Origin of the sequence: Salinimonas sediminis (assembly GCF_003429285.1) — a bacterium.
Classification (GTDB): Bacteria; Pseudomonadota; Gammaproteobacteria; order Enterobacterales; family Alteromonadaceae; genus Alteromonas; species Alteromonas indica.
In genome coordinates this window covers 106705-128594 of record NZ_CP031769.1, presented here as the reverse complement: position 1 = coordinate 128594, position 21890 = coordinate 106705, and the positions used below count along the sequence as shown (strand labels likewise).

At 48.3% G+C, this 21890-nt stretch carries 23 protein-coding genes; 9 read left to right on the top strand and 14 right to left on the bottom strand.

Annotated features, from left to right (window positions below):
- Nucleotides 1-11: 11 nt before the first annotated feature.
- From D0Y50_RS00625 to D0Y50_RS00615, 3 genes are all read right to left on the bottom strand, one after another.
- Nucleotides 12-1199 (bottom strand): putative manganese transporter, encoded by a 1188-nt coding sequence (locus tag D0Y50_RS00625; RefSeq protein ID WP_117314995.1) that lies wholly within the window; start codon nt 1197-1199, stop codon nt 12-14.
- 273 nt (nt 1200-1472) lie between these two features.
- A complete protein-coding gene (mdoH, locus tag D0Y50_RS00620) occupies nt 1473-3413 on the bottom strand; it encodes a glucans biosynthesis glucosyltransferase MdoH (RefSeq protein ID WP_117314993.1) in 1941 nt (646 codons plus the stop codon).
- On the bottom strand, nt 3391-5025 hold the full coding sequence (locus D0Y50_RS00615; protein ID WP_117318585.1) for a glucan biosynthesis protein: 1635 nt from the start codon (nt 5023-5025) through the stop codon (nt 3391-3393). The genes mdoH and D0Y50_RS00615 overlap by 23 nt, the downstream gene beginning before the upstream one ends.
- A gap of 440 nt (nt 5026-5465) precedes the next feature.
- Here D0Y50_RS00615 and D0Y50_RS00605 point away from each other — a divergent pair, with 440 nt between their 5' ends.
- Nucleotides 5466-6008, top strand: coding sequence for an outer membrane beta-barrel protein (locus D0Y50_RS00605; RefSeq protein WP_117314989.1), 543 nt, complete (start codon nt 5466-5468; stop codon nt 6006-6008).
- 41 nt (nt 6009-6049) lie between these two features.
- Nucleotides 6050-6457 (top strand): septal ring lytic transglycosylase RlpA family protein, encoded by a 408-nt coding sequence (locus D0Y50_RS00600; RefSeq protein WP_117314987.1) that lies wholly within the window; start codon nt 6050-6052, stop codon nt 6455-6457.
- On the opposite strand, the gene D0Y50_RS00595 is transcribed toward D0Y50_RS00600, so the two are convergent.
- Genes D0Y50_RS00595 through D0Y50_RS00580 form a run of 4 tightly spaced genes read right to left on the bottom strand, consistent with a single transcriptional unit; the run spans nt 6454 to nt 10110 of the window.
- Nucleotides 6454-6696 carry a YheU family protein gene (locus tag D0Y50_RS00595; protein ID WP_108567725.1) on the bottom strand — a complete coding sequence of 81 codons (243 nt, stop codon included), beginning with the start codon at nt 6694-6696 and terminating at the stop codon, nt 6454-6456. The genes D0Y50_RS00600 and D0Y50_RS00595 overlap by 4 nt on opposite strands.
- A 16-nt stretch (nt 6697-6712) precedes the next feature.
- The gene (locus tag D0Y50_RS00590) at nt 6713-7726 is read right to left on the bottom strand and encodes a hydrolase (RefSeq protein WP_117314985.1); all 1014 of its coding nucleotides are present in this window, start codon (nt 7724-7726) and stop codon (nt 6713-6715) included.
- A gap of 4 nt (nt 7727-7730) precedes the next feature.
- A complete protein-coding gene (locus D0Y50_RS00585; protein WP_170145427.1) occupies nt 7731-8225 on the bottom strand; it encodes a TIGR02444 family protein in 495 nt (164 codons plus the stop codon).
- Nucleotides 8209-10110: an ATP-binding cassette domain-containing protein gene (locus tag D0Y50_RS00580; protein ID WP_117314981.1), complete on the bottom strand. Its 1902-nt coding sequence runs from the start codon at nt 10108-10110 to the stop codon at nt 8209-8211. The genes D0Y50_RS00585 and D0Y50_RS00580 overlap by 17 nt, the downstream gene beginning before the upstream one ends.
- Nucleotides 10111-10319: 209 nt before the next feature.
- Here D0Y50_RS00580 and D0Y50_RS00575 point away from each other — a divergent pair, with 209 nt between their 5' ends.
- The 3 genes from D0Y50_RS00575 (at nt 10320) to D0Y50_RS00565 (ending at nt 12637) form a co-directional block, all read left to right on the top strand.
- Nucleotides 10320-10526: a YheV family putative zinc ribbon protein gene (locus D0Y50_RS00575; protein ID WP_108567809.1), complete on the top strand. Its 207-nt coding sequence runs from the start codon at nt 10320-10322 to the stop codon at nt 10524-10526.
- A gap of 177 nt (nt 10527-10703) precedes the next feature.
- Nucleotides 10704-11816 (top strand): AsmA family protein, encoded by a 1113-nt coding sequence (locus D0Y50_RS00570; protein WP_117314979.1) that lies wholly within the window; start codon nt 10704-10706, stop codon nt 11814-11816.
- 140 nt (nt 11817-11956) lie between these two features.
- Nucleotides 11957-12637: a hypothetical protein gene (locus D0Y50_RS00565; protein WP_108567720.1), complete on the top strand. Its 681-nt coding sequence runs from the start codon at nt 11957-11959 to the stop codon at nt 12635-12637.
- Here D0Y50_RS00565 and D0Y50_RS00560 read toward each other — a convergent pair.
- The 3 genes from D0Y50_RS00560 to D0Y50_RS00550 all read right to left on the bottom strand — a co-directional run bounded on the left by D0Y50_RS00560 (nt 12600) and on the right by D0Y50_RS00550 (nt 14727).
- A complete protein-coding gene (locus tag D0Y50_RS00560) occupies nt 12600-13412 on the bottom strand; it encodes a transposase (RefSeq protein ID WP_117314976.1) in 813 nt (270 codons plus the stop codon). The genes D0Y50_RS00565 and D0Y50_RS00560 overlap by 38 nt on opposite strands.
- A gap of 135 nt (nt 13413-13547) precedes the next feature.
- Nucleotides 13548-13796: a SlyX family protein gene (locus D0Y50_RS00555; RefSeq protein ID WP_408640664.1), complete on the bottom strand. Its 249-nt coding sequence runs from the start codon at nt 13794-13796 to the stop codon at nt 13548-13550.
- On the bottom strand, nt 13786-14727 hold the full coding sequence (locus D0Y50_RS00550; protein ID WP_232366537.1) for a WD40 repeat domain-containing protein: 942 nt from the start codon (nt 14725-14727) through the stop codon (nt 13786-13788). The genes D0Y50_RS00555 and D0Y50_RS00550 overlap by 11 nt, the downstream gene beginning before the upstream one ends.
- Nucleotides 14728-15021: 294 nt before the next feature.
- Between D0Y50_RS00550 and fkpA the strand changes: the two genes are divergently transcribed.
- A complete protein-coding gene (gene fkpA, locus D0Y50_RS00545; protein ID WP_108567716.1) occupies nt 15022-15795 on the top strand; it encodes an FKBP-type peptidyl-prolyl cis-trans isomerase in 774 nt (257 codons plus the stop codon).
- A 245-nt stretch (nt 15796-16040) separates the two neighbouring features.
- Here fkpA and D0Y50_RS00540 read toward each other — a convergent pair whose 3' ends face one another.
- Complete coding sequence (locus D0Y50_RS00540) at nt 16041-16334, bottom strand: hypothetical protein (protein WP_108567715.1); 294 nt, start codon at nt 16332-16334, stop codon at nt 16041-16043.
- Nucleotides 16335-16516: 182 nt separating this feature from the next.
- Here D0Y50_RS00540 and greB point away from each other — a divergent pair, with 182 nt between their 5' ends.
- Nucleotides 16517-17002, top strand: coding sequence for a transcription elongation factor GreB (gene greB, locus D0Y50_RS00535; RefSeq protein WP_108567714.1), 486 nt, complete (start codon nt 16517-16519; stop codon nt 17000-17002).
- Nucleotides 17003-17013: 11 nt separating this feature from the next.
- Here greB and arfB read toward each other — a convergent pair whose 3' ends face one another.
- The gene (arfB, locus tag D0Y50_RS00530; protein ID WP_108567713.1) at nt 17014-17424 is read right to left on the bottom strand and encodes an alternative ribosome rescue aminoacyl-tRNA hydrolase ArfB; all 411 of its coding nucleotides are present in this window, start codon (nt 17422-17424) and stop codon (nt 17014-17016) included.
- Nucleotides 17425-17717: 293 nt separating this feature from the next.
- On the opposite strand from arfB, the gene D0Y50_RS00525 reads away from it, so the two are divergent.
- Nucleotides 17718-18080, top strand: coding sequence for a hypothetical protein (locus D0Y50_RS00525; RefSeq protein ID WP_117314974.1), 363 nt, complete (start codon nt 17718-17720; stop codon nt 18078-18080).
- A 143-nt stretch (nt 18081-18223) separates the two neighbouring features.
- Nucleotides 18224-20581 carry a Tex family protein gene (locus D0Y50_RS00520; RefSeq protein WP_117318584.1) on the top strand — a complete coding sequence of 786 codons (2358 nt, stop codon included), beginning with the start codon at nt 18224-18226 and terminating at the stop codon, nt 20579-20581.
- Between the two features lie 96 nt (nt 20582-20677).
- Here the strand turns inward: D0Y50_RS00520 and D0Y50_RS00515 are convergent, their stop codons facing one another.
- Both D0Y50_RS00515 and D0Y50_RS00510 read right to left on the bottom strand, forming a co-directional pair.
- The gene (locus tag D0Y50_RS00515; protein WP_117314972.1) at nt 20678-21550 is read right to left on the bottom strand and encodes a putative metalloprotease CJM1_0395 family protein; all 873 of its coding nucleotides are present in this window, start codon (nt 21548-21550) and stop codon (nt 20678-20680) included.
- 4 nt (nt 21551-21554) lie between these two features.
- Complete coding sequence (locus D0Y50_RS00510) at nt 21555-21887, bottom strand: hypothetical protein (RefSeq protein ID WP_232366368.1); 333 nt, start codon at nt 21885-21887, stop codon at nt 21555-21557.
- Nucleotides 21888-21890: the final 3 nt, after the last annotated feature.

Here is a 21890-nt window from a genome sequence, read left to right as displayed (position 1 = left end):
TGGCCGATGAACTACCCCACCAGATAAAACCAGCCTAAACCCACTACCAGGGCTGGCACCGCTGAATACAGGGTGGCGTACGCAGCCGCTTTGGGCGCCAGCGCCATGGCCGGAAACAACGCATCGCCATCGTTCGCCAAGCCGTTACCTAATAGCGCAGCAAACGGCAGGGCACCCTGTAAATACAGTCCGGTGACCATAATCTGTGGCCCACAGCCAGGCAGCATACCTACGGCAATGGCGCCTAACACTGCAACCACGCCCATACCATCAAACGCTGCGGCCATATCCACATTAAACCAGAACATAGGAAGTTCAAATAATAAAAACGCTACCACCACCCAGCTCAATACAAACTGCGTATCAGCAGCAGCATTAGCGGATAATACCTGTAGTTTCCCTGCTGGCGCATTGGGCTGTGATGGCGCTGTGGCCTGACCGTTGATGGCCCACAGTACGATGGTAATAAACGCAGCACTGGCGCCGCCATACACAATACTGGTATTAAGCACGGCTGAATACGCTTGAATATCTACATTAAACGCCATAAATAAGGCAATGATCAAAGCGGGTATGGCCAATACCAGAAAGAAATAGCTTGCGAACCGGCTGGCAAAGGGCGATGCAAGCGTACCTTCACACTGACACGCCACATTATCATTACTCGCCTTCGCAGGCTGGCGCATAACACTGTCGTCCTGGTGAATATAGTTTACCACTGCTCCGGTGATCACCCCGACCACACTGCTAATGGCCATAACGGACAGGCCCGTCACAGGTTCGCTGGCCAGTAGCAAAAATGCGGCGTCGCCCATGGTACTGGTTAATACTGTCACTACCGCACCAAAGCTGGCATTACCACGCACGAACTGGGTGACCACAACGATGGCTCCACCGCAGCCAGGTAAAGCACCCAATAAAGCGGCGCCCGATAGCTCCACCGCCGGATAACGCGCGATAAGTTCAGCCATACGGCCACCGCTAACCCGGCTGGCTACGGCGTGGAAGGCGACTAAAGAAAGGTAAACAAATATACCTACCTGGAAGAATGCATCGCTTAAAACCTGCAAGGTCACCTGTCGGCTCCCTGGCACCATTAACAATGCCATGAGTACCACAGGTAACAGCATCCGCTTATTAGGCGTCATACGGCGAAGGGCATTTGACGGCCCTGGGGCTGTGGCTACAATAAAGCTCATAAAAGAATCCTGTCTGTGTCTACAAAACAAGAATAGTTCTCATTATCACTTATAGGTAGTCTTTTTAGCAAATTGCGACGATAGCTAAATCTGATTAAAGCTCCCTTAAACTAATACAAAATGCTATTGGCGGTGCCACGCCGGGCGTATTTGTGCCTTCCTCTGCCGGGGGATAGGAACCCCGGCGATAGCGTGTTAGAAGAGCCTCAGCTTTATGCATATCCTGCACGAGCCCTTGGCGTCAAGTGAGAGCCCTTGGCGAAGTAACCGCCCTCAGCGTACAGACGGTAGCGGGTTGCGCATAGGTTTAGGTGGCGCATTTAAGTCTTGTAGGGGCATTGCCTGGAACCTGTCAGCTGGCAATGCTGGTGCACTGACAGGAGCGTCATCTATTTTAAAAACGGCCATTTCCTGTCTTACCTTTTGCAGGCTCGGATCTTCATTGCGCTCTTCATTTATTACGAAAATACCGACTTTTGCACACCCCATACCTAGCTTGTCGCTACTGCTATACCGAATAACCGCCGCGCCAATCAGCATGCCAGTGAGTACGGGTAACAACCATAGGAACAAGGTAGGTGTCAGCCAGGCGGTTACCCCGCCCCAAACCAACGCAAGCAGCGTCATCCAGCGGGTATACACCAGCGCATCACGCCAGGGTACCATCCGGCCTTCACGTTCCTGAGCTTCCCACCGCACCTTATGCCCTATCAGTACACTAAGCACAAAGTAGCTATGATAAAACATCATCATAGGGGCTATGAGCACAGCCATGAAAAGCTCGGTGACGCCACCAATAAACAACCGCCCCACCCCGCCAAACTCTTGCCGGCGCTGAATCATTGCCAATACCAGGCCAAGCAGCTTGGGCATGAACAGTAACGCTACGGTTCCCCACAAGGTGGCCACCATCATGCTTTCTTTGGCAATTTGCCAGCTCGGGAAAAGTTGGTAGCGAGAAGTGAAAAAATCAGGCTGAGTGGTGGCTCGGACAATCGCGTCAGCGGTTCCCAGCCCCAGCATGGCAAACAACACAATAGAAGAAATATACGCAAAAGCACCGAACAAAAAATGTAAACGGTTGGTGGTTTTAAGTCCTTTTACACTTAACAAACCAAGGTGTTGAATATTACCCTGCACCCACCGTCTGTCGCGTATCGCGTAGTCAATCATATTGGCCGGAACTTCTTCATAGCTGCCATGGGTGTCCGTTAATAGAAAGCACTGCCATCCGGCTCGGCGTAATAGCGCAGCTTCAACGAAGTCGTGACTAAGTATCTCGCCTCCAAACGGGGCCCGGCCAGGTACTTTAGGTAACCCACAATGCTGCATAAATGGCGCAACCCGAATAACCGCATTGTGCCCCCAGTAATTGGCACTGTCAGTTTGCCAAAAGGCCAGACCGGTAGCTAACATAGGACTATATAAGTGGGCAGCAAACTGCACAAAGCGGCCGAAAAAGGAATGCTGGCGCACGGGCATCGGAATGGTTTGAATAAGTGCTGCATCAGGGTTCATTTCGATACGGCGCACCAAATCTAGCATGCGGGTCGCTGACATAACACTGTCAGCATCCAGCACAATCATTGACTCATACTGACTACCCCAGCGCTGACAAAACTCCGTAATATTGCCAACTTTGCGTCCCACATTTTTTTCACGTCTACGGTAAAACAACTGGCCTGCTGCACGGCTTAAGCGTTGGGTTAACTGCTGCCAGGCCTGAAGCTCAGCGGTAGCCTTATCGGCATCACGGGTATCTGACAGCATGTAAAAGTCGAAGTGCGAATGAAACGGCGTGTCCAGCACTTCACGTACGCACGCTTCAAAACCCACCATAATACGCCGGGTATCTTCATTATATACCGGCATTATAATCGCGTGACGGTGTTTTATGGGCTTATCTTGAGCGGGCGATGCCTGTTGCTTTTTCAACGTCAGTGGGTCGATATGGACAAGTTTCAGCACAAATCCGATGATGGCTGTCCAGAAAGACATCGATAGCCATACAAATAGAGGTAAGGCTAATGCTAGCTGGCCTATCTCCAGCCAGGTTAATGCATTCGGCCGAAATATTTCGTACAACGCCCATATTGCCAATGCCGCGGTAGGTAGCGTTAATAACAATATAAAAGCGACCCGCCAGGCGCGCCCCCGAACCCATAACCGCCCCGGCTGGTGCTTTGACGTACTAGGTTTGTGGCTGATAGACATAATTCCACACCTCGCTAACTTTTTCCTTGTTATGGTTCAGGAATAAACGCATATCCACCGGCTTCTGACCTTCGGGCAATAGCAGGAAGGTGGCACGCATCTCCCGGCCACCGTTTACTTTGAATATTCTGGCTTGCTTTACCGCCCCGCGGTTTACATCCAGAATTAAATTGATGTCCTCAACTTCCAGATTAAACCCTCTAGGTAACGTGAAATCCACCACAAAACGGCGCACCATTTGTTCTTCAGATGATTCAAACCCAGGCAGATGGCTAACCCCCTGGCGAGTTCGTTTTACCACTGCGGTATCATAATGCATCGGTTCTTGTTCTACCGTACGCATGTGATAAGCAAAATACCGGCTCTGGCCTTCTTTAAGCGGTGCTTCCGGTACCCAGTAAGCCACGATGTTGTCATGGATTTCAGCATCAGTTGGAATTTCTACAACTTCCAGGCGGCCTTTTTCAAAGCCGGCTTTTGGCGTTACCCATAATCCTGGACGCTGATGGTAATTCGCCTCGGCATCCAGATAATTTTCAAAATTACCATCGCGCTGCAGCATCCCAAAGCCTTGGGGTGCAGGATCGCTTAGTGAGGTAATTTGCAAACGGGTAGGATTGGTCAGCGGTCGCCAAATTTGTTCGCCATTTTGATTGATCATCAGCACGCCATCGCTGTCGTGTACTTCCGGACGGTAGTCATCGTGACGTTGTTCAGTATTTTCGCCATACAGAAACATACTGGTGAAAGGTGCGATACCCAGTTTAGTGACATCGGTACGGGCAAATAACCAGGCTTTGACATCCACTTTGGTATCTTTGCCAGGACGAATAGTAAAGGCATAAGCCCCAGCTACTGAGGGGCTTTCAAGCCTCGCGTATACAGTAATCGGCTTACCCGGTTGGGGTTTAATTAACCAGAATTTAGTGAAGCTAGGAAATTCTTCTCCTTTCGGGAGCCCGGTATCAATAGCTAAACCACGCGCTGAGATACCATACACCTGGTTTTTCCCTACCAGGCGAAAATACGATGCGCCCTGAAAGACGGCAAATTCATCTTTATACTGGTCGTTTTTGATAGGGTAATGAATACGAAACCCGGCAAAACCACTATTTTCATCGGTTAAGCCGGCAAACTTTTCGGCTTGCTGATCATAGCTGAACATCGCAGGGTCAAATGCCAATTTTTGCTGGCTGTTATCGCGCTCTACTACAGTAACCGTAACCGGCTCATCATATAAAAAACCTGGGTGAAAAAACTGGACTTCGTAGTCGTTTTTGCCGTGCCATAAGGCTTGCTCTGGTTTAAAGCGAATTGAACGATATGGCTGATAGTCCATATTCTTCAGCTTTTCATCAAGCCCGTGGTCGTCCACCGTATACTCGCCTTCAGCTGAGGCCCTGGCCTCTTCAATCACTGATTGTAAGATAGGTTTGGCAGACGGGAAATTAGCGTCGTTTACCGACTCCGCATGAACGCCAGTGCTTCCCGCCGCGAACATAGCGCCAAGTGCAACCAAGCTCAACACCCCGCGCTGCTTTTTCAACAATAAAAAAAACCGTGCTAAGGGGGGTAGCGGTAAGGTACCGATACATTTAGTGCTTCGCTGCATATGAATTCTCCAATAATAAGGGGCCCCGCTATTGTTGCAAGAGCTGAACCAGGCTGGATAAATCTTACCGGCGTATAAAAATGCTATATAAATCATTTGCTTGTGGCTAATTTGTGGTCAAATAAATAGATTTAAAACGCCTATATAATTGAAGACTAATGTAAAAGTGTGAAAATACGTTGGCAGAAGGCGACAGTTTTACACAATCATGCAGATTACTTTTTCGCCAGAAAAGCGATGCTGTAAGCGTAGAAAGCAAGCAGATGATATTTATTTTTCATATTAAAATACAAAAACTTAAATACTTTAATGACGAGCTTTTTGAGGCATACGGGGCCAGTTTGGCAAGCCCCTTGCTCTATCCTCAGTAGTACTATAAAACAGGTTTTTTCACGCAATAGTGTATCGGGCATCCTGCCGATACCGTTTAAGGAGCAGTTATGCGTAAATCTTTTACTATTCTTTCCGCTTTGGCCGTAGGGTCGTTATCTTTTCAGGCCCTTGCTGACTCACCAAACTGGCGCTACGTTGAAGGTGGCTATGCTAACTATGACACCGATTATGAGGATTTCGATGGTTTAACTATCAGCAGTAAATACCTGTTAGAAAACAATATCTTCCTTAATGCAGAATACACCAATGTGAGTGAAGACGATTTTGATATCAATACTACTACATTAGGTGGTGGTTACCGGTTCGTACTTAATGGAATGACCGACGCCTACGTGGGCGCCAACTTTGAACGTATCGACACTGATGGCGGCGATGAGAACGGCTATAGCGTTAATGCCGGTGTACGTTCTATGGTGCTACAAGAGGTAGAAGTGATGGCTGAAGTTGGCTATTACGATGTATACGATGGCGATGTAACAATGAAGGTAGGCGCTAATTATTACTTTGCGCCGCGCTGGGCAGCTGGCGTTAGCTTCAAAAAAATGGACGATGCTGACCTGACGCAAGTCACTGCGCGCTACACCTTTTAATTGAACCATGAGCGAGGCCGGCGTTAGTCGGCCTTACTTCGATGAAGCATGCCACGCGTTTTTTAGCTCTGTGTGGCGGCATAACGTTGTGGTTAAGCGGCTGCACCACTGCGCCCACTACCGGGGCCACTGTGACGTTACCGAGCTCCCAGCCTACCGGACAAGGTATAGCCAGCTTTTATGCTGACCACTTCGATCAGAAAATGACGGCTAACGGCGAAACCTTTAAGCAACAAGCATTGACGGCGGCTCATCCGCAATTACCCTTTGGTACACTGGTAAAAGTCACCAACATCCAAAACGGTAAAAGTGTAACAGTAAGAATAAATGACCGCGGGCCTTATATCGCCGGGCGAATTATTGATTTATCGCAGGCCGCCTTCAAACGTATTGCCCCATTAGATCAAGGGGTGGTTACCGTGTTAGTACGACCATTACCCAAGCCCTAATCTATCTCGCCGCTTTCATCACCACTGGTTACCGCATCGCGGTGACGTATGTCTACCGTTTCATGCAGCTCAGAAAATACCAGTACGACTTCCCCGCTATGCAACTGGGCTACCACCTGCGCCACCTTTTCCTCAAAACTGGCTTCGATTTCTCCGTAATCTGTGCCTTCACGTAGCACAAAAGACTCGGCAATACTGTGAAGCGTGTCAGCCTCTAAAGAAGCTATAGGTATAATCATTTGCACATTCCGATAGTCACTGCCCGAAGGGCAAAAATTGTTCAAAGAATACTTTGACCCTATTTTGAAGCCAAACCTGGGGCCGTAATAAACTGCCCTGCATAAAGCCTACGTGCCCTCCTTTATCGCTTAATTCAAGGGTAACTGCGTTAGCAAGTTCGTGTTCCTGAGGAATAATCAGATGATTCATGAAAGGATCATCAATACTGTGTAATACCAACGTCGGGCAATGAATTGCGCTAAGATAATGAAACGAGCTACATTTTTCGTAATAATCCTGTGCATCACAAAAGTTATGCAACGGCGCTGTTACCACATCGTCAAACTGGCGAAAGGTAGTAATATTATCAACATCACGGGGCGTCAACTGCAGCAAGCTACGATAATCGATGTAAGACATTTTTTGTTTTAATGTCTGCTTCATGCTGTTTAATAGATATTTTTGGTAAACTCGCGAAAAACCCTGATTGATACTGCGAGCGCACTCACCGAGTTTTAACGGTGCAGAAATTGCCACCGCCCCATCTAACCACTTTTGTGCGGGATGTTCCCCCAGCAGCTTTAACAGCATATTAGCGCCCAGGGAAAAGCCAACTGCAACTTTAGGCAAACCAGGAAAGCGCTGACTAAGTAGCTCCAGAAAAAATCGGGGGTCTTCGGTTTCACCGGAATGGTACGCTCGCGGTAAACGATTGGGTTCGCCACTGCATGAGCGAAAGTGCATCATAACCACTTGCCAGCCATGTCCGCTTAATGCGGCCATCATGTCATTGGCATAATGCGAACGAATACTGCCCTCAAGACCATGGAACATCGCCACTATGCCGGTGGTTTTAGTTGGCTTCGGCCCCCATGCTAGATCAATAAAATCACTATCTGGCAACGTGACTCGTTCCATTTGGTAGTTAAGCGGCAATTGCTTTTGGATAAACCGCGGCCAGATAGTTTGTAAATGACGGTTTTTGGCCCACCAGGGTGCGCGAAATTCACTTTGCTGAATGGTCCCGTGGGATACGCTGGTTCGCTGCATAGGGTTAGTCGGCTAAAGCAAGTTTAATCAGGCTACGAATATCGGCAATAGCCTGTTCGTTGTCGCGTAACTGATAAGCATGGATAAACGCCACCACACTGGCGTTAATCCCCCGGATATCCGAGGTTTCGACTAGCAGATTATTGAGTACTGTGACCAGTTCTTCCTGTTGTTGGGCTTCTAGCACCAGCTCCTGCTGCTTCAGCTCTGCATAGCGATGATGTTCCGGATGCGACGGCGCTTTGGCGGCTTTGCGGTGTAACCGGTGCTTAACCAATAGCTGCTCACTATGACCAATGGCCGCTTTAAGCGTTTGCCACTGTTTTAACACGACTATCTGCTGTTCTTGCAGGCACCAGCACAGCATAAGTAACATATTCACATTAACGCCTGCGGTATCTTGCAACCTTAAGCACAGGCTGGCCGCCTGTGGTTGTTGGTACAGGCTGGTAGAATAGTGCCAAAAAGCATCGGTGCTAAGATTATTGTGCTGAGTCATCGTCCTGCCTTGCATTTTCAATCGCCTGCTGGGCATCCAGCCAGGCCATCTCGGTTTCTTCAAGTTGCTGTTTTAGCTTGGTTTGCTGGTCAAGTAGTGTCATCAACTGTTTTTTATTATCGTCCTCGTAAACCGTAGGGTCAGCTAATGCCTGTTCAACTTCTTGCAGTTGCTCTGATACGCGTTCCATGGTCTTTTCATGTTTATCCAAGGCTTTTTTAAGTGGAGCAACCTGTTGACGAAATTCAGCATCTTTACGCTTTTGGGCCTTACGGTCTTCTTTCGGTTTTTCCTGGGCAGGGGCTTTTTGCTGGCTCTGCTGCGCTAAAATCCAATCACGATAGTCATCTAAATCACCGTCGAACGGGGCCACCCTGCCACTATCCACCAGATAAAAATCTTCACATACGGATGATAATAAAAAGCGGTCATGCGATACCAGTACCATGGCTCCCTCGAACCCTTGTAACGCCACATTCAACGCGTGGCGCATTTCTAAGTCGAGGTGGTTAGTAGGTTCATCCAACAGCAATAAGTTAGGCTTTTGATAGACAATTAGCGCCAGCACCAGCCGGGCTTTCTCACCACCAGACATCGGTGCAACAGGATCTAATGCCTGGTCACCATTGAAACCAAAACCTCCTAAGAAATTACGTAGTTGTTGCTCGGTGGCGTGCTTATCCAGACGCTGCAAATGCAGTAGCGCCGAGGCCTGAGGATCCAGATATTCAAGCTGATGCTGGGCAAAGTAACCCACATTCAGGCCCTGCGCAGTAGCGAAATCGCCTTGCATAGGGGACAGCACACCAGCCAGCAGCTTAATAAGTGTCGATTTACCCTGCCCATTACGGCCCAGTAAACCAATTCGGCTACCGGGCACCAGGTTCAGTTTAACCTGTTCAACAATAACGGTACTGTCGTAACCCAGCTTCACCTTTTCCATGGCAATCAGAGGGTTAGGTAAATCTTTAGGCGGCGCAAAGGAGAAGCTAAACTGGCTGGCCGCATGCGCGGGCAACAGGGTTTCCATTTTTTCCAGTTGCTTAATTCGGCTTTGGGCCTGTTTTGCTTTACTCGCTTTTGCTTTAAAGCGCGTAATAAACGACTCAAGATGGGCGATTTTATCTTGTTGTTTACCATACTCAATGTTCTGCAAGCGGGCTCGCTCGGCACGTTGAACTTCATATGAGGAATAGTTACCGGTATAGGTGACCAACTGTTGATTCTCAACGCTGATTATCTGGCTTACCGTAGTATCAATAAAGGTTTTGTCATGGGATATCAACAGCAAAGTTCCGCTATAGCGCTGTAACCACTTTTCTAACCAAATTACCGCATCTAAGTCCAGATGGTTAGTTGGTTCATCAAGTAACAACAGGTCAGACGGGCATAATAAAGCCTGGGCGAGGTTTAAACGCATTCGCCAGCCACCCGAAAAATCTGTTACCGGCGCGTCAAGCTGGCCGTGGGAAAAGCCCAACCCGGCGAGTATAGTTGCTGCGCGCGCTTGCACATCGTACGCCCCGGCTTGCTCAAGTTGCCCATGTAAAGCCGCTATCGCCACCCCGTCGTGCTGCGCTTCAGCGCTCGCTAAGCGGGCCTGTAAGTCACGCAGATGACGGTCACCATCAATAACATAATCAATTGCGGCGCGATCAACTGCCGGGGTTTCCTGAGCCACACTCACTACGCGCCAGTTAGCTGGCATATGGCAGTCGCCGGTATCCAGTGACAATTCATTGCGCAGTAGCCCGAACAGGCTGGATTTACCGCAGCCGTTGCTACCTATCAGGGCCGCTTTATGGCCGGGAAATATCTGGGCGTTGGCTTGGGCCAGCAATACCTTGCTGCCTCGCATCAATGTTATATCTGAAAGCTTAATCATGGACCATTTGCATTGCTGGAATTTCGGCGCAACAGCGTAGCAAAAATACACCATTAACGCTTGTTTTATACATTGGGTCAGGTGTTTTAGCACAATATATACCCGTTAATATTTTTCAATATAACGCAGGTTTAACTGACCCAATTGAGCAAACGCGGGCGCAGTACGGTATAATTAAACGAGAAATGTTTGCTACCAGACGAGGCCTTATGACCAATAAAAACCGTCGTCGCTTTATTGCCGGTGCTACCTGCCCCAGCTGTAAGGCAACAGATACCATTATGCTGTACTTCGAAAACAATCTGGAAAAACTGAAATGCGTAGAATGTGATTACCAGGAAACCCAGACAGATGACAAGGTAAAAGCCACCACCCGCGAACAGGAAGATGTCATCGGCTTGTTTAAGCCCGAGTAATTTTTACCTGAGATGGGCAACTCTGCGTTGCCCATACCGTGCAGCTCTGCATGAGAGCTTACAATAGCGAATTATAGCCCATCAAAAACAGTACTTTATCTTAACTAGCAAGGCTGGGCTATGTGGCATGAAATTTTCAACAAATCATGCTTACGCTGATGAAATTGAGGTAAATTTATGGCCCGGTCGTCCCGCCTGATTAAAGGGTTTATTGTACTGTTACTGGTAGTGATAGCGATTCGACTGGCGTTACCTTATGCAGCGCAGTGGTATATCAACCGTACGCTTAGCCAGCCGGGTGATTATCATGGCAAGGTAGGCGATGTGGATCTTATGCTCTGGCGCGGCGCTTACAGTCTGGAACAAATTATTCTGGTGCAGGATGGGGGCTCAGTAGAACGCCCTCTGTTTAAAGCCGATAAAGTTGAGTTCAGTTTGCTATGGTCCGCCCTGATTCGTGGGCGAGGCGTAGGAGATGTTACGTTAACGCGTCCAGAAATTAATTTTATTGATGCTGCTAATGATCAGCAGGATCAGACCGGTGAATCAGAAAACTGGCTAAATCTGGCCAATCAGCTGTTCCCTTTGCGAATTGATAAGCTCGCTATTATCGAAGGTCAAATTGCCTTTTATAATCCCGATGCAGCCCCGCCCATCGATGTAGCCTTACATGCTATAAATGGTGAAGCCTATAACCTGGTAAACAGTCGCGACCTATCCAAGGACCTGGTAGCGCGCGCAAAGTTTGTTGCCCAAACCGCGGAACAAGGCACCCTGTCGGTACAATCTCAACTAAATCCCAGCACCAAGAATCCGACCTTTGACATTGATGTGCAGGCAAACGATGTAGCCTTGGTTAACTTTAAGAACCTGCTGGATACTTATGCTCCGTTTGATCTTGAAGCCGGTACGCTGGAGCTGGCTGCCGAAATTGCCAGCGATGATGGCTACGTCCAAGGCTACGTAAAACCTATATTACATAATGTTGAAGTATTTTCATGGAAAGGGGATATAAAACGGGACAATGACGGATTTTTTAAAGGCGTAGTAGAGGCGACGTCCGCCTTCATCGCTGAGTTATTTGAAAATCAGTCACAAGATCAAATCGCCACCCGAATTCCCATCGAGGGTCAGCTGGATAATCCGCAAACGCCGGTGTTACCAGCATTAGGCGCTATTATTAAAAATGCCTTTATTGAAGCGTTACAAGGCTCGGTAGAAGAGTCGGTGGATTTGAATGATGCCACTAAGTCCCGTGAAGCGGCAAATGATGAGGTAGAAAAGCAATAACAGCGTCTACCAGAAACTGATGACGGTAGCCTTTAACAGAGGCTATCTTATCACTGCAAGTTGGCTGGTCTTACTAGCCAAAAGTAGAAGTCTTGACCATACTTTACGCTACGTGCTTACCAATTTGGTATTGTTCCACCATGCGCATTGTATTCATCATAATGCTGTTTGGGCTGATGGTCCTTCCGTTAAATGCCAGGCAACTGGTAATAAGCTATGTAGAGCATCCTGGCTCTGTAAGTTTACAACCGCTTATTGTGCAAAGCTACGCAGATATTGGTTATGAAGTACGCTATGTGAGCATGCCATTGACCCGCCGCCTGCTCGCCTTGGAAAGGGGCACTATTGATGCAGATTTAATCGCGCGCAGCAATGCCGCGCAGGCTTATAAGAATATTTTACGGGTTGGCCCATCGTTAGGCGCGCTGCGTTTAGAACTGGTTTGCCCTTTGCATTTGCCATGTGACCAGAGCGTGTTAGAAAGTCGGGAAAAGAAAGTTTTTTTCGATCGGGGGACCGCTTCAATAATGAAGCTTTTAATAGACGTTAATCTTCCCTACAAGCACAGTTTCATAGAATCGCCGCGTATTTTAAATGCCTTGTTTAACCGTCACCGCATTACCTATTTTGTACATCTGGTTTTTGCTGATAATCATCAGTTTGCACTAACCCGCCCCCACCAGACCTACGTCATCGGGGAACACGACATGTTTCACTATGTACACCGGCGCCACGCCGGTCTGATCAATGAATTAAGCGTAGCCCTTACCCGCAATAGCGGCCTTAAGCACTCGCGGCCTGAGACACCGCAGGTCCGATAGCGTTTTTTTGCAGAGGCGCTTTTTTTGGCCGGCCCGGCTTGCCCGCTAATAACCGCCGGCCTATAACCTGTTCTAAACGCTTAATAAAATGCTCATCTCCTAATGCCAGGCTCATTTTCAGCGCTTTGCGAATATCAGCAAGTTGTGCCTCAGGCAGCACGTTGCTAAACAATTGTTGATAGGCTTGCTGTCTGTCCTGCGGGGTATCGCCCAGCGCAATGTATCGGCTGTGTGGGGTCAACAGCGCCGTTGATGCACCATGCTGATTCTCATAAGCGCTACTCCAGCCTCGTGGCTGGGCATGCAAAGAATGGGAGCCTATGGCTTTTTTTGTATCTGCGGTGATGGGTTCATTAGCCGCGTTAGCGGCGACATGTGGGATAGTGCTACCTTCAACAAACAGCAAACGGTCGATATAACGGTATACCGCTATCAGGTAGTCATCTGCCAAAATTAATGACGCTTTATAGCGGTCTTGCCAGATCCCCCCTCTGTGGGCGTATTTCTGATTGTAATGCTGGGCATAAATGCGCCCGGTGGCCTGAAGCATACTTGATATTCCGCCATCAGTTTTCGGCGTTACCAGCAACTGCAACTGGCTATCACTCATACCCCATGCATGTACCGCTACCTGATAACGCGTTGCGTAATTGGCCAGAGCCTTGAGATAAACGGCTTTGTCTTCGTCATCGGGTAAAGCCGACAGCGCCGGGCGGGACAGTCGGTGAATGTGTTGAGGTATTCCAGCGGGTGAGGTACGTAACTTTCTGGCCATGATTGCAGTCTTTTTTAAGGGTCTGCAAAAAATATAGTTCAGGATGGCGTGCTTAGCGAACAAATCCACCGGAAACCGCCGGGCCGATCAGCTAAATAACTGATCGGCTTTAATCTTTACGCCGGTAAAGCAGAATCAATAATGTGGCGGTGGGGTTTCTTCTGATAGTTTAGCCAAATTATCCGGCTCCATCGCTTTTACCTTGTTTAATACATGCTTCAGTTGTACCTGAACTTTTTCTAACTGATACTGCTGGCTGGTCAATGCTTCGTTAAGCTCATCAATAGTATGGTCCTGAAAAGCCACTTTGGTTTGCAAATCTTCTATTGCCTGTAGCGCTTGCTTTAATAATCCGTGGTGTCGTGCTGTTTGCTCATTCATCATCAATTTTCCAAAGCTCGGCTAAGCCGCTGCTGCTTTCTGACAATATTTCATTGTTGCCCACAAAGCCCACTGCATAAACTACCGCACTGGGTGGCGAAGCATCTTCTCGTGGCGCAACCTTCCATTCTGCGCGGGGCTCACCGGTTTTCACATCCCACAGATAAATTCGGCGGGAGGGCGAGCCGGTCAGCAAATATTTACCATCGTCAGAAAACACCGCGTCGGTGAATATCTTCTGGCGCGCAATATACTGCAAGTTGGACACCGGTGCACCCGTTTGCAGGTCCCATATTTGCGATTTTTGCTGACTGTCTGCTGTAAATGCATAGCGTCCTTTATCATCCAAAGCGACCAACGTTACCCGACTGGGGTGGGTGAAGGTATGTACGATCTGGCCGTTGTCGGTATCCCACAAGTAGGCGACATAATCATTCCCACCGGTCAGTGCATATTTACCGTTGGGCGAAATATCAACACTGTTAACTTTTTCCTGGTGCCCGAAAAACTCCAGCCGCCGGCCGGTGGCATGTTCAAAATACATAACCTGACCATTACTGCGCCCCACCAGTACTCCTTTACCGCCATTGGCAACCGCAATAGCTCTGATACTTGACTCATCAATACGCCAAAAACCAATGGGTTCACCATTGGTCATATCCCATAAAGCAAAGGCGTCACGATCAGAGGTTACCACCACTTTATCATCTGCCGAAATATGCACAGAGGCCACCAGATTGGCTCCTTCGCCCTGATGTGACCAGTGATACATCGGTTTGTTATCTTTTACGTGCCATACATTGATTCCGTTATTGGCCCCGGAAACCACCGCATATTGCCCATCAACCGAAATATCCGCGGCATAAGCGCCTTTTTCAGCATGCTCCCATTGCTGTTCTGGGGTGGTCTGGGGAATTGAACAACCACTCATCATAACCAGCGTCAGAGTAAGTAATAACAATCGATGGAACAAACAGGCATATTTCATGTCAAAGTGGCTTTCCTGGGTAAACGCTGGCTATGCAGTGTATCGGCAGTGCTGCTAATTGTTAAAGTATAGCTGTTGCTCTACATACCCTGCAAAATAAGATAAATAGCGATCCCCCTTGTAAATGCAAGGACTCGCCTACACAGTATACAACAGTAAGTTAAAGCGTTGTCTGTTGAAGCGTTTCAAATGGAACCTGACAGATTCGCAGATAAAATTCACGATAAATGGAGAAACGTTATGCGCAAGTCGCTTGTCGCCCTGTCGACAGTTGCCGCTTTGGGTTTATTTGCATGTCAGCCCGATACCGCCGAAAAACCCGTTAAAGAAGAAGCGGCAAAATCTTCCAAGGAAGAAATGTCTGCTGATCAAAAACATGCCTACGCAATGGGCGCTAGCATGGGTCTGTACGTTAATAACCGTGCAACTCAGCAAGAAGAGCTAGGTGTTCCTTTAGATAAAGAAGCATTGCAGAAAGGCTTTAAAGACGGCATTAACGACTCACTCGCTTTCAGCAAAGAAGAAATTCAACAGCTGGCACAGGAAGGCGAACAGGCTCTTCGCGAAAAGCAACAGGTTGCTGCTCAGGAGCAAGCTGAGCAAAATGTTAAGCAAGGCCAAGAGTACATGGCTGAGAACGCTAAAAAAGAAGGCGTTCAAACCACTGAGTCCGGCATTCAGTATGAAGTGATGGAAGAAGGTAAAGGCGATACGCCGGCGGCAGAAGACACGGTTAAAGTGCATTACCGCGGCACCTTGATCGACGGTACCGTATTCGATTCTTCATATGATCGTGGTGAACCTGCTACTTTCCCTCTTAATCGGGTTATCCCTGGCTGGACCGAAGGGGTACAGCTGATGAAAGAAGGCGCCAAGTATCGTTTCGTTATCCCGCCTGAATTAGCTTATGGCGAACGCGCCACTGGCGCTATTACCCCAAATTCAACGTTGATTTTTGAAGTTGAATTGCTGGATGTGGTTGACGAGCCAGCTGAAGAAAGTGCCAGCGAGTAAATTTCGTTAGCGCAGACAGTAAAAAAGCCGACGTTTAGCGTCGGCTTTTTTGGTTACGGCATATCCGTGCCGACCTAATCCTTACGTGCATAAACGCTCAGTGGTTTAAAGCGCGTGTTCCTATAGTAATAGGAGCTTTTCGTATGCCGTTCGAATAACTATTTCAGTATAGCGCAGCAATCCACCTTTACCAGCGCAAGCTAACACTATTTAGGAACAAAGAATGCTGGTTTAATAACCAAATGTTACAGTGCAATGTGGCCGCGACGCTCCCGTCTCACCTTTAATGTGGCACAATGCTGTAATATTTTTCTACCTGCTTTGTATAGAATCAGGCCGCCCAGTAACAACACAGCGGTAACCACGTTATCAATATGGCTTAATAAATCCGCCAACCCCACGGCAAACAGTACCGCGCCGGTTAAAAATAATAAAAACCCCATGATAGTTAGACCATTTTTTCTGTCTGAACGGCCATCTTGGTGAACTTCCTGGGTGGAATCCTGATATCGGGCGATGCTGATTTTTTCACTGACCATTTGGGGCTACTCATCTAAAAGAGAAATACACACACAACCTTAACTATAAGTCAGACCAGCAAATTGTTCTATTGTTCCGCTGTGACTTTAAAAAACAATCAACCGGGTTACATTGATTACGCTATCCGGCGTCCCTATTATTGAGCTCTCGCATTAACGCTATCTATCAGGTCATAAAGTTTGTGAAAACACCGCTGATTACCCGAAAGGGCTACCTTAAACTACGTGAAGAACTGGACTTTTTATGGCGCCAGGAGCGCCCCGAAGTCACTAAGAAGGTTACCTGGGCGGCGAGTCTGGGCGACCGTAGCGAAAATGCGGATTATCAGTACAACAAGAAACGTTTGCGCGAAATAGACCGGCGGGTGCGTTATCTTCGAAAATGTTTGGAACATCTTAAAGTCGTTGACTACCACCCCCAGCAAGAAGGCAAAGTGTTTTTTGGCGCATGGGTTACCATCGAAAACGAGCAGGATAAAAGCATGACCCTGCGCCTGGTGGGATATGATGAAATCTTTGGCCGCAATGACTATATTTCCATCGACTCGCCCATGGCCCGTGCGCTGGTAGGTAAAGCCTTAGATGATGAAGCCACCGTGCGAACCGAAGCTGGGGTATTTAACTGGTATATAACCGATATTCACTATGACCCTACCGACAAACAATAAAACATTTCTGGTCAGACAATTTTTTTACGCATTTCTTTTCGTTGGCTCTGTTGTTTTTTCGCATCTTGACGGCGTAATTTGGCGCCTTTACTGATTCTGGTTGGCTTGCGTTTTTTCTTCTCTACCAACGCACTGGCAATCCATTGCGCCAGCCGGTTTTCCGCGTCAAGCCGGTTTTGCTCCTGAGTGCGATAATTTTGCGCTTTTAAAATAAATACCCCTTCGGTACTGACCCTATTATCTTTTTTATCAAATAAGCGCTGCTTTATATTTTCAGGTAAGGATGAAGCCGCGATATTAAATCGCAGATGAATAGCGGTATTCACCTTATTTACATTTTGCCCGCCCGCGCCCTGAGAGCGCACGGCGCTCATCTCTACTTCACTATCATCTAACCGTAGTGAAGGGGAAATACTAATCATAAAAAAGTGCCTGTTAGTTGTTAAAAGAATAAATAAAATCTACAAAGAGACTAGACTAAAGAATATTAATAACACTAATTTTAAACTTTTGGTTAATAGACTTAGTTATAACATCTGGGTTATTTCCACAGTCTCGCCTAAACTATTTTTGTATATTTTAAAGAGACTTGCATCTTATTTTATATATTGGTGATTATCTTGTTTCATTTTAGTTTTTATAATTTGTATAATTTTGCCGATAACCTAAAAGTGACCACATAAAAATAGTCGCTTATTAATATTGGCCGGAACCCATGAAAACTTGTAAAGACGTGCAGCACCTTAAGCTTTATCGCCGACTAGGCGGTAACGCTGTACTGGTAGAAAAGCTGGTAACACGGTTTTCTACCAGTTTGCCCATATTAATTGTCAGATTAACCCAAGCGGTGCGTTGCCGTGATGCGCAGCGGGCGTCGACACAAATTAAAATGCTTAAAGAAGTAGCCTGCGCGCTGTCTGCCCACCCGATTATTAACGATCTTACGCAATTAGAGGGCTTTCTGGCTCACCAACCGCCTGCCCAATGGCACACTTGTATTGGCAACATAGAAACTATTGCCCGCGCATTTACTGACTGTATAAGTCAATATTTTCCCGCTCCTGCGCAGCCCGAATAGAAACTTCGCCACCTGAGATAAACACCCTTCTTCACAGCACCATCAATGCTATACTGGCTAACACATTTTATCACGTTTCAACCGCATTTCCGGCAGCCCCCATGGCGGCCCTGGTCATGCCAAACGAGCATCGCATTTACATTATGATCATAAACACCATTGCCACTGAGCTCACTGTTAAACCGGCTCAGGTAGAAGCCGCCGTATCGTTACTGGATAGCGGTGCTACCGTGCCCTTTATTGCCCGTTATCGTAAAGAGGCAACCCAGGGCCTGGACGATACTCAGTTACGTACATTGGAACAGCGGCTTACGTATTTGCGTGAACTTAGCGACCGCAAAGCCGTTATCGTGAAATCCATTGAAGAGCAGGGCAAACTCACCGGCGAGTTAAAAAGCCTGATAGAACAAGCTGAAAGTAAAACTACTCTGGAAGACTTGTACCTGCCGTATAAGCCTCGTCGGCGTACCAAAGGGCAAATTGCTATTGAAGCCGGCCTTGAACCGTTGGCCGATGCGCTATTTACCAATGCGGATTCCGAACCGCAAAGCCTGGCAGCCACTTACATCAATACCGAGCAGAATGTGCCCGATGAAAAAGCCGCTTTGGAAGGTGCCCGTTTCATTTTAATGGAGCGCTTTGCCGAAGATGCCGCCTTATTGGGTAAAATAAGACAATATCTGCACGACCATGCATTTATTGATAGTACTGTAGTCAAGGGCAAGGAAAAAGAAGCGCAAAAGTATAAAGATTACTTTGCCCATTCTGAAAAGCTAAAAAATGTACCTTCGCATCGCGCACTGGCCATGTTCAGGGGGCGCAATGAAGGCGTGCTTAGCATCCAGATAAATGCCGATCCGCAACGCGAAGATCCTCAAGCCCCCTCTCATTGCGAGCATATCATTGCGCAGCATTACGGCATAATGGATCGGGGTCGCCCCGCTGATGCGTTTATGCAGCAAGTAGTGCAGTGGACCTGGAAAATAAAAATTGGTTTGCACATGGAAACCGAGCTATTCAGTAGCTTGCGCGAACAAGCCGAAGAAGAAGCCATCAGCGTTTTTGCCAAGAACCTGAACGACCTATTGATGGCGGCACCCGCTGGCGCGAAAACCACCATGGGCCTGGACCCGGGTATGCGTACCGGCGTAAAAATTGCCATTGTAGATAAAACCGGAAAGGTACTGGCGACGAACACTATTTTCCCCCACGCCCCCCAGAACCAATGGGATAAGTCACTTCGCACATTGGCTAACCTGTGTAAGCAGTACAAAGTAGAACTTATCAGTATTGGCAATGGTACCGGTTCGCGGGAAACCGACAAGCTGGTGGCTGATATGCTCAAAGCAGATGAAACCGTCAAAGCTCAGAAAATTATGGTAAGCGAAGCCGGCGCCTCGGTGTACTCTGCCTCTGAGCTGGCATCCAAAGAACTGCCGGGTATGGATGTATCGCTTCGTGGCGCGGTATCTATCGCCCGGCGGTTGCAGGATCCGTTGGCGGAACTGGTTAAAATTGAGCCAAAAGCGATTGGTGTAGGCCAGTACCAACATGATGTCAGTCAGAGTCAGCTGGGTAAGTCTTTGGATCGGGTTATCGAAGACTGTGTAAACGCGGTAGGGGTAGATTTAAATACAGCCTCACCGGCCCTGCTTAGCTATGTCTCTGGTCTTAATCGTACGCTAGCCCACAATATTGTTCAGTTTCGTGATACTCACGGCGCCTTCGACGACCGTAAAGCCCTGCTAAAGGTTGAGCGGCTGGGCCCCAAAGCGTTTGAACAAGCAGCGGGCTTTTTGCGTATTTTTAGCGGGATAAACCCACTGGATAAATCATCTGTTCACCCTGAATCCTATAGTGTGGTTGATGCTATCGTCGCGCAAACCCAGGTGGCGGTGAACGATCTTATCGGCAATACCGAATTACTGAAAAAATTATCGCCAGAGACGTTCACCAGTGACGAAGTGGGTTTACCCACGGTACGCGATATCATCAGTGAACTGGACAAACCTGGTCGGGATCCCCGCCCCGAGTTTAAAACCGCCACCTTTAAAGAAGGTGTCGACACCATTAGCGACTTACAACCGGGCATGATTCTGGAAGGCGTGGTAAGTAATGTAGCTAATTTTGGCGCGTTCGTTGATGTTGGCGTTCACCAGGATGGCTTGGTACATATCTCAGCCTTAACCGACAAGTTCATCGCCGATCCCAGGGAAGTGGTTAAAGCGGGAGATATTGTAAAAGTCAAAGTGATGGAAGTTGATGTGGCGCGTAAGCGTATATCTTTTTCTATGCGCCTGGACGACACCCCCGGGGCACCTAAACAAGCGCGGGCCACAAACCACGCAGGCAAAAATGCTAAGGGCGCAAATGCGGGCGGTAGACCGGGGTCAAAGCCGGGCAACAAACCAGGGGGGAAACCTCAACGTGCGTCCCAGCCTGCCAATGGCGCTATGGGCAATGCCTTTGCCGATGCCTTCGCTAAAGCAAAAGATAAGTAAAACGCTGGCGACCGCTGGGTAGACTAGCGGTCGATACACAGCAGCAACAAAAGCCGCCAGGCTATTTGCTATTTATATTGTAGTTAAATTTGGTGGTTAGGCGCTGGCCGAGAAGCCGGCGTCTCGTGAGGTAAAGGTATTACGGTAGGTAAGTTGAATTTGCAGCATTTTTTGCTGCATACCCGCCTCATCGTATCCCGAGCGGTCTAGTTGTACCGGGTCTAATGCATGCTCCGTTGTGCGACGCGAGGGCTCGCCAGAAAGCAAGCTGTCAATTTCCGAAAACAGTGCTGCAGCAGGGGTTTGAGCTTGCTCTTTTGCTACATCGCTACGCGCTTGTTGCAACTGGTTGGCAGCTTCATTAGCTACTTTTAAATCTTGTGCTGAAGGTTCAGCTGGCGCCAGTGCAGCCCGTCGCACCTGCGTCATTTTTTCAATAGTTTGCTGCGCTGTAGCGGCTTTCGCTACATCAATCCCCACCTCTCCGTCGCTCACATAGCGTTTATTGTCCGGCCCGGTTTCATACTCATACTGCGGCGCTGAAGCATATTGCCCCCCCACCGCAGCATGGGCTTGTTCGTGTGTTCTTACTTCCTGATCGCGCTGCTTAAGTTGCGCTATTCGCCGTTCTTCAGCCTGCTGCTTTTGCTGTTGATCAGAAGCATTTTCACGGCCCGCGCTTTGATCTGTGCCGTTATCCTGATGATTTGCCTGTGTCTGCCCGGTATCGGTTTGCCCGGTATTGGTATTGCCAGCCTGCGGTTTTTCATAAGTCACTGGCGCGGGCTTTTGGCCCGGCGTTCTGGCGCGGTCAGCCTCTGCGCCTAGCCCTTGTTGCTGGGCACCTTTTTCAGACTCAGTCGCCGCCGGAATAGTGTCACGCAGCAGATTATCCCGACGGGCGGCTTCGGTATTGAAATTGGCGGTAGGTAGAGCAAACGCAGTAGGTATAGGCGTAACGATATTCATCGTATCAGGCCAATATGTCGATTATCCGGCCAACCGTATCATTGGCCACATCAACCACTTTTGCAGAAGCCTGCGCGTTGATGCTGTTTAACTTTAGTGAAACCAGGTCATCGGTCACAGAGCGCTCTGCGGTAGGGAGTACCGCCCGAACATTTTTTAAACCCTGTAATGAGGCATTAGCCAGAACCTGGCCCGGCCCTTGTTCTTCAAGGGTGGTTTGGGCTGAACGCTGGGCAATATTTATCGACGACTGTGTAATGCCACTCGACGCTTTATCTAAACCCTGGCGGGCACCCACGATAGCCGCATTCATAGAATTAGCAATAATACTGTTCACAAT